At 60.6% G+C, this 6,864-nt stretch carries 9 protein-coding genes and 1 pseudogene; 6 read left to right on the top strand and 4 right to left on the bottom strand.

Annotated elements, in window-relative coordinates; genetic code table 11:
• Positions 1-207 precede the first annotated feature (207 nt).
• Both OKB81_RS18595 and OKB81_RS18590 read right to left on the bottom strand, forming a co-directional pair.
• Positions 208-1,169: pseudogene (locus OKB81_RS18595) on the bottom strand (lytic murein transglycosylase).
• Positions 1,166-1,444, bottom strand: a complete 279-nt coding sequence (locus OKB81_RS18590) for a YcgL domain-containing protein (protein ID WP_039039102.1) — start codon at positions 1,442-1,444, stop codon at positions 1,166-1,168. Before OKB81_RS18590 ends, OKB81_RS18595 begins: the two are co-directional and overlap by 4 nt.
• A 106-nt stretch (positions 1,445-1,550) precedes the next feature.
• On the opposite strand from OKB81_RS18590, the gene minC reads away from it, so the two are divergent.
• The 6 genes from minC (at position 1,551) to OKB81_RS18560 (ending at position 5,255) form a co-directional block, all read left to right on the top strand.
• Positions 1,551-2,276 (top strand): septum site-determining protein MinC, encoded by a 726-nt coding sequence (gene minC / locus OKB81_RS18585; protein ID WP_160839359.1) that lies wholly within the window; start codon positions 1,551-1,553, stop codon positions 2,274-2,276.
• A gap of 18 nt (positions 2,277-2,294) precedes the next feature.
• Complete coding sequence (gene minD, locus OKB81_RS18580) at positions 2,295-3,107, top strand: septum site-determining protein MinD (RefSeq protein WP_010674647.1); 813 nt, start codon at positions 2,295-2,297, stop codon at positions 3,105-3,107.
• Positions 3,108-3,109: 2 nt separating this feature from the next.
• Entirely contained in the window at positions 3,110-3,379 is a 270-nt protein-coding gene (gene minE / locus OKB81_RS18575; RefSeq protein ID WP_010674646.1) for a cell division topological specificity factor MinE, read from the top strand.
• Between the two features lie 180 nt (positions 3,380-3,559).
• Positions 3,560-3,886: an HI1450 family dsDNA-mimic protein gene (locus tag OKB81_RS18570; protein WP_029314491.1), complete on the top strand. Its 327-nt coding sequence runs from the start codon at positions 3,560-3,562 to the stop codon at positions 3,884-3,886.
• A 53-nt stretch (positions 3,887-3,939) separates the two neighbouring features.
• Positions 3,940-4,647, top strand: a complete 708-nt coding sequence (gene mtgA / locus OKB81_RS18565) for a monofunctional biosynthetic peptidoglycan transglycosylase (RefSeq protein ID WP_270805366.1) — start codon at positions 3,940-3,942, stop codon at positions 4,645-4,647.
• 284 nt (positions 4,648-4,931) lie between these two features.
• Entirely contained in the window at positions 4,932-5,255 is a 324-nt protein-coding gene (locus OKB81_RS18560) for an HI1450 family dsDNA-mimic protein (RefSeq protein WP_010674643.1), read from the top strand.
• Positions 5,256-5,300: 45 nt separating this feature from the next.
• Here OKB81_RS18560 and OKB81_RS18555 read toward each other — a convergent pair whose 3' ends face one another.
• Positions 5,301-5,612 carry a DUF1289 domain-containing protein gene (locus OKB81_RS18555; RefSeq protein ID WP_010674642.1) on the bottom strand — a complete coding sequence of 104 codons (312 nt, stop codon included), beginning with the start codon at positions 5,610-5,612 and terminating at the stop codon, positions 5,301-5,303.
• A 1-nt stretch (position 5,613) separates the two neighbouring features.
• Positions 5,614-6,483 carry a CvfB family protein gene (locus OKB81_RS18550; RefSeq protein WP_010674641.1) on the bottom strand — a complete coding sequence of 290 codons (870 nt, stop codon included), beginning with the start codon at positions 6,481-6,483 and terminating at the stop codon, positions 5,614-5,616.
• Positions 6,484-6,864 lie beyond the last annotated feature (381 nt).

The raw sequence follows: 6,864 nt of genomic DNA, 5'->3' as shown, positions 1-6,864 counted from the left end.
CGAAACCCAACAAGGAGTTTCGGATTCTTACACAGCCTGAGGATCGGTCAATGGATCCTTAACTGATCGGCATTAGGATATATTCCCGCTTTTTTCATGTCACGATTTAAAGGGCAGCGTTCGTGGATAAAGGGAGGCCGACAAGGGATAAAAAGAGACGGGCATATCACCTCCACCCGTTCGCCGTGACAGGAGAACGGGGGAGAGCTATTTCACGATGCGATCGGCCAGGGTACCGACGGCCACCACGAAATAGGGGGAGCGATTCCAGTGACGCAGTACCCGGTAATTGTCATAGGCAAGGTAGCTTCGCCCGTGAATATCGTCGGGGCGGATGAGGGAGGCCTGCATGTCGACCCTGGGCAGGGGGAAGCCGTCCAGTTGCCGCACCCCGAGCGCCTGCCAGGCCGACAGCGGCTTGCGGATCTCAAGCCCCAGCAGCGCCGGATCGAGCGCCTCGGGCACCCTCACCCGCCGTCCCCAGGTCTGGTCTTCACGCCAGCCGTTCTGGCTCAGATAATTGGCAGCCGATCCAAATACATCCGCCAGATTGCCCCAGAGATCTTCTTGCCGTCCCCGTCCTGATCCACCGCGTATTGCAGGAATGACGAGGGCATGAACTGCACCTGTCCCATGGCCCCCGCCCAGGATCCCTTGAAGTTGGCGGGGTTCACATGTCCCTGCTCCAGAATGCGCAGGACATCGAACAACTCGCCTTTGAAGAAGGCTTCACGGCGACCGTCCCAGGCCAGGGTCGAGAGAGAAGAGATAAGGGGATAATGGCCGGTTATTTTGCCGAAATTGGTTTCAATTCCCCACAAGGCAACAATAAAGCGGGGTTGAACCCCATATTCCCTGCCTATTTTTGTGAGCAGCGGCAAATGCTGGCGATATAAGGTTTGGGCTTGCTTGACTTTCCATTCCGGCACCGCCCGGGGAATATATGTGTCCAGGGTCAGTTTGAATTCCGGCTGATTTTTGTCGTGCCTGATGGCAGCATCAACAAGATGTACATCCGCAAAGGCCGCACTCACCGTCTCGGGCAACATGCCCGCCGCCAGCGCCTGCTCTTTGAGGCTCGCCACGTACTGGTCAAAATCGGGGCCGGCCTGCACCGGCGATCCCGACAGGGCGCCTGACAACAGCAGTGCCAGCCGCCCCGCCCTCATCGTGCGTCCTTTAATTGCGCCTTGTGCTGCTCCAGCAGGTTTTCCGGTGGCGGTGGCACCTGCAGATAAAAGCCCTGGCTCTTCAGGGCGGCCATCACCCGCTCCGTGGAGGCCAGCCCCAGGGGCTTGGCCGGGTCCAGTTTGGTCATCAGGACCAGTTCGGGACGCCCGAAGGTACTCATCAGCACCTCGGGAACGCGGGAAAAGTCCTCTCTTCGTTCAATAAAGAGATAGGTCTCGGCTTTTTTGCGACTTTTATAGACTGCACACAACATGGAAATTGATATAATCCGACGGGTTTATTGCCTCTGGTGGTGGCAAACTATAACATCAGGAATTGAATAACAATAACGTATTACCGTCTCGGTTCGGGGAAGATTCATGGTTGAACGCGATAACGAATTGAAAGGGACCACCTTCACTATTTCTGTGTTGCATCTCAGCGATGGCAATCCGGCCCGGATCCGACAACTGCTGGAGGCCAAGGTCGCGCAGGCCCCCCAGTTTTTTAATTGTGCCCCCCTCGTCCTCAATGTGGAACGCCTCGAGGCGATCCCCGATTTCGAACAGCTCAGAGAGCAGGTCGAGTCGGAAGACTTCGTGCTGGTCGGGATCACGGGGGCGCGGGACGAGGCGATGAAGACGGCCGCCAAGGCGGCAGGCCTCGCCGTCATGGTGTCAGGCAAGAGCCGCAAGGCAGAGCCTGAACCGACGCCGCCAGTGCCTGAGCCCAAGCCAGTGGAGGCCGCACCGGTTCCTCCGGTGCCAGCGCCCGTGGAGGCAAGCAAGGTCCACGTGGGCCCGGTGCGCTCCGGTCAGCAGATCTATGCAGCCGGCACCTCGCTGGTGGTGCTGGGCTCGGTGAGCCCTGGCGCCGAAGTCATCGCCGATGACAGCATCCATGTTTATGGTGCCCTGCGTGGCCGAGCCATCGCAGGGGCCAAGGGCAATCCCAAGGCCCGCATTTATTGCCAGCAATTGCAGGCCGAGCTGCTCTCCATCGCGGGCACCTTCCAGCTCAGCGATGCATTGCCTGCAGGCGTGATACAAGAGCCGGTCCATATCCGGCTCGACAATGAACAACTTCGTATAGACCGAATCAAATAGAGTTACAAGGAAGCGAGAATGGCGCGAATCATAGTCGTTACATCGGGCAAGGGTGGCGTTGGCAAGACGACAACCAGCGCGGCACTGAGCACCGGTCTGGCCCAGCGTGGCCACAAGACCGTGGTCATCGATTTTGACATTGGTCTGAGAAACCTGGACCTCATCATGGGTTGCGAGCGGCGCGTGGTCTATGACTTCGTCAACGTCATCAACGGGGAAGCCAACCTCAACCAGGCCCTCATCAAGGACAAGCGTTGCGAAAACCTGTTCATCCTGCCCGCCTCCCAGACCCGGGACAAGGATGCCCTGACACGTGAAGGGGTGGAGAAGATCCTGGATCAGCTGGCGGAGATGCAGTTTGACTACATCGTCTGCGACTCCCCCGCCGGTATCGAATCCGGCGCCCTGATGGCGCTCTATTTCGCCGACGAGGCCATCGTCACCACCAACCCGGAAGTCTCTTCCGTGCGTGACTCGGATCGCATCCTCGGTATCCTGGCCTCCAAGTCCCGCCGTGCCGAGCGCGGTGAGGATCCCATCAAGGAGCACCTGCTGCTGACCCGCTACTGCCCGACCCGCGTCAACCGCGGCGACATGCTGAGCGTGCAGGACGTACAGGAGATCCTGGCCATCAAACTGCTCGGGGTGATCCCGGAGTCCCAGGCGGTGCTGCGCGCCTCCAACTCCGGCGAGCCGGTCATTCTGGACAAGGAGTCCGATGCCGGTCAGGCCTACGAGGACGCCGTAGCCCGCCTCTTGGGTGACACCAAGGATTTCCGTTTTCTGGAAGAAGAGAAGAAGGGCTTCTTTAGCCGACTGTTCGGGAGTTAAGCATGTCATTATTGGATTATTTTCGTTCCAACAAGAAACAGAACACCGCACAACTGGCCAAAGAGCGGTTGCAGATCATCGTGGCTCACGAGCGTTCATCCAGAGGGGGGCCGGATTACCTGCCCCAGCTCAAGCAGGACATCCTCGACGTGATCCGCAAATACGTGCAGATCGACCCGGACAAGATCACCGTCCAGCTTGATCAAAAGAGTGACGAGTTGTCGGTGCTGGAGCTCAACATCACCTTCGCCGACGACCAGAAGAAGGGATGAGCTGACGCACCATGCGCGACCCCTTCCCCCAATGAAGACCGGATCCTTTCCCAGGATCCGGTTTTTTAATGCCTGGCGTCCCGGCATCTCGCCAAGGGCATCAGGGCCAGCTAGAATACCGCGCACCCCGAGGCGCTGCCGACGGACTTTCCCTCTCCCCTTATCTGGAACACGGCTCTTATGTCTTTGAATGACGAAATGCACAGCGTCGAGGAACTGCTCGACACCGCCCTCGAACTCTTCATGGAGCTGGCCTCCGACAACCTGCCCGAGCAGGAGATCGTCCGCTTCAATCAGGAGTTCAACGACCGCGGCCTGCTGGCGGAGACCGATCCCGCCGACGACTGGGCGGCCGACGTGGGATTTGAGGTGAGCGACGCCGACTATGCCGAGATCTGGGTCGGCCTTGGCAACGAACAAGAAGAGTACGAGCACCTGTTTGCCCGCATGCTGCTCTCCCGCCGCGTCGACGAGAAGTTCTGCCACATCGAATGGCTGCCCCAATAATTCCGGATCCCGATGATCCTGGCCACTATGACTGGGACGGCGGGCCCGCGCCCGTGAGGCCTGCGCGCAGACGGCGACTGCTGGGCTGGCTCGGCAAGCTGCTGCTGGCCGCCTTTGCGAGCACCATCGTCTCGGTCGCGCTGCTGCGCTTCATCGACCCCCCCATGTGGACCTGGCGCCTCGAACGCGCCCTGTTTCCCCCTGCCAAGGTGGCCGAGGTGAAGCACGACTGGGTGCCGCTTGAGCAGATTTCCCGGGAGCTGCAACTGGCGGTGATCGCCGCCGAGGATCAGCGCTTTGCCGAACATCACGGTTTTGACATGGATGCCATCAGCTCGGCCTTCAGGCACAACCAGCACAGCGGGCGGGTGTGCGGTGCCAGCACCCTCAGCCAGCAGACCGCCAAGAACCTCTTCATGTGGAGCGATCGCAGCTTCCTGCGCAAGGGAATAGAGGCCTGGTTCACCCTGCTGATGGAGCTGGGCTGGGACAAGTCCCGCATTCTCGAGGTGTATCTCAACATCGTGGAGTTCGGACCCGGCATCTATGGCGCCGAGGCGGCCGCCAGGCACTACTTCGGCAAACCGGCGATACGCCTCACCCGCTACGAGGCCTCCCTGCTCGCCGCCGCCCTGCCCAATCCCTGGCGTTATCGGGTCAAGCCCCCCTCACCCTATGTGCAAAAGCGCTCGGCCTGGATCCGTCGTCAGATGGGTCAACTCGGGCAAGTCACCCTGAACCGGGTACACGGCACAGAGTAGCGTCATCCTGCGGATCAGAGGCGGGTCCCAGATGGCCGCCAACGGTTTCCCGATGAAGGGGCAGATAGTGCCACCACCAGGTTTCGCGCCGCCGCTTAATCTGCCTTCTGTACTGTCGTCGCTTCATCTTGCCAGGCCGCCCCGTCACGCCGCCCCTGCTGGCGGCTCTGTTAACCTTATCCCCTGATCCCGCCATTTGACAGCACGGCGTCACCGCCCCCGGGCTGGCTGCCCATCCCAATACTTGTTAAAGTGGCGAACCTGGACGTATCTGGAGTGATTTCATGGAACAACGTAGCCCGGATCAGCTGGTAGAGTGGGCCTATGATCAGTTTCTGGAGCAGGCCGCCGACATGCTGGCCCCCGAACAAATCGTCGACATCACCCTCGAGTTCGAGCAACGTGGCGCGGTGGAGGCAACCCTGCCCAATGCCGACTGGTCGACCGAACTCGGCGAGCCGGTGGACATGGCACGTTGGGCCGAGGTCTGGGTCGGCTTGCTGGATCACCAGGACGAGTTCGAGGTGATCTACGCCACCTTCCTGCTCCCCCGGGATCAGAGCGAGCACGACGTGCATATCCGCTGGCACCGCCAGCAACAGGCATAAGAAAAGGCGCCCCAGGCGCCTTTTTCGTTTTTTGCGCTGCCCGAGTCAGGGGCGTGCCGAGATGGCCTTGGCCAGACAGCGGCGACACCAGCAGGCGCTGGCATCGCTCATGGGCAACGCGGGAAGCTGGTTGCACCAGCAGCGCTCGATGGGTTCCCCCGCCGACACGGCGCAGAACGCCGGCTCGCCGCAGCCCGGGCAGGCATGAGTGCTCTTCGAGCCATCGAGTTCGGCCATGCGGGCCAGCTGGGCCTCGCTGTCCATGGTGGACCACTGGCCTATCTCGGTCACGGTGCGGCCACAACCGAGGCAGAGCCCCTCTTTGGCCCGGCAGTCACCGATGCAGGGACTCGGCAACTTATTCGTCCCCTGCCGGCGTGTCGGAGCCCACGAGGCGGATGCTGTGCTCCTCGATGACGATCTTGCCCTGCTTGTAGAGGCCGCCGATCGCTTTCTTGAAGGTGCCCTTGCTCATGCTGAACATCTTGTAGATGACGTCAGGCTCGCTCTTGTCTCCCACCGCAAGGCTGCCCCCCTGCTTTTGCAGGCGCAGCAGGATGCGCGCACCAGCGTCATCCATCCGGGCCAGCCCCGGCTTTTGCAGGGTCAGGTCCAGTTTGCCATCTTCGCGCACCTGCTTGACCCAGGCGGTCAGCGGCCGGCCCGTCATCACGCGGCCGAACACCTCGTTCTTGAACAGCATGCCGGCGTACTGGCCATTGACCACGGCCTTGATGCCAAGGGGGGTGTGTTCCCCCGGCAGCACCGTCACCTCGTCACCGCTCTTGAAAGGGGGGTCGATGCGCAGGAAGCGCTCCAGACGGCTGGTACCGACCATGCGCCCTTCGTTGTCCAGCATCAGGTGCACCAGATAGACATGGCCCACCTGCATCGGCTTGTTCTGCTCGCGGCTTGGTACGAAGAGATCCTTCTTCATGCCCCAGTCGAGGAAGGCACCAATCTTGTTGGCATTGACCACCTTGAGGCCGACGATGTCCCCCACCATGGCGAAGGGCTTGTCGGTGGTGATCACCGGCTCGCAATCCGCATCCAGATAGAGGAAGACGGACACCTCGCTCTCCTCGGCGACGCCTTCCGGCAACTGACGCCTGGGTAGCAGCAGCTCGCCGTATTCCCCCGCCGCCAGCCAGGCGCCGCGCTCCTCGATCTCGACGACGGTCAGGGTGTTCATCTTGCCAATCTGTAACATGGTGATCTCTTCTTTCAATATCCGGATGGGCCCATCTCATGGAAGACCCGTCATATAGAGGTGCATCGCCTCCGTCGGATGAGAGAGGACGGGGCCGATTTATGTCATGCAGGCGCGCATGTTACCCCAGAGCGGCAGCAGGACCTAGCCCCTCCCCCCTGTGTCTGACCTCTTTTCCCGCTACCGGGCGGCCAGATTGACGATATTAGCAGCATTCAGTTCCCCCTTTGCTGCAAATAACCCCACTTTTAGGTAGACTTCGCGGCCGTCAAATCCAGAGGAAGCGTCGATGAACCCAGCCACTCGTACCCGTCATCTCAATCATTGACATCCTCCCCCACCTTAGCGCTTCGCGTCACAGGAGGGGGATTCCCATTACTGGGTGATAGCTGCTCGCGC

Origin of the sequence: Aeromonas sp. QDB56 (genome assembly GCF_027705505.1) — a bacterium.
Classification (GTDB): domain Bacteria; phylum Pseudomonadota; class Gammaproteobacteria; order Enterobacterales; family Aeromonadaceae; genus Aeromonas; species Aeromonas caviae.
This window is presented reverse-complemented; position numbering and strand designations above follow the sequence as displayed.

Coding starts and splice junctions, on each gene's coding strand:
- OKB81_RS18560 (WP_010674643.1), top strand. CDS start 4,932: ATGGAACAACGTAGCCCGGATCAGCTGGTAGAGTGGGCCTATGATCAG.
- minC (WP_160839359.1), top strand. CDS start 1,551: ATGGTTGAACGCGATAACGAATTGAAAGGGACCACCTTCACTATTTCT.
- OKB81_RS18570 (WP_029314491.1), top strand. CDS start 3,560: ATGTCTTTGAATGACGAAATGCACAGCGTCGAGGAACTGCTCGACACC.
- OKB81_RS18590 (WP_039039102.1), bottom strand. CDS start 1,444: ATGTTGTGTGCAGTCTATAAAAGTCGCAAAAAAGCCGAGACCTATCTC.
- minE (WP_010674646.1), top strand. CDS start 3,110: ATGTCATTATTGGATTATTTTCGTTCCAACAAGAAACAGAACACCGCA.
- minD (WP_010674647.1), top strand. CDS start 2,295: ATGGCGCGAATCATAGTCGTTACATCGGGCAAGGGTGGCGTTGGCAAG.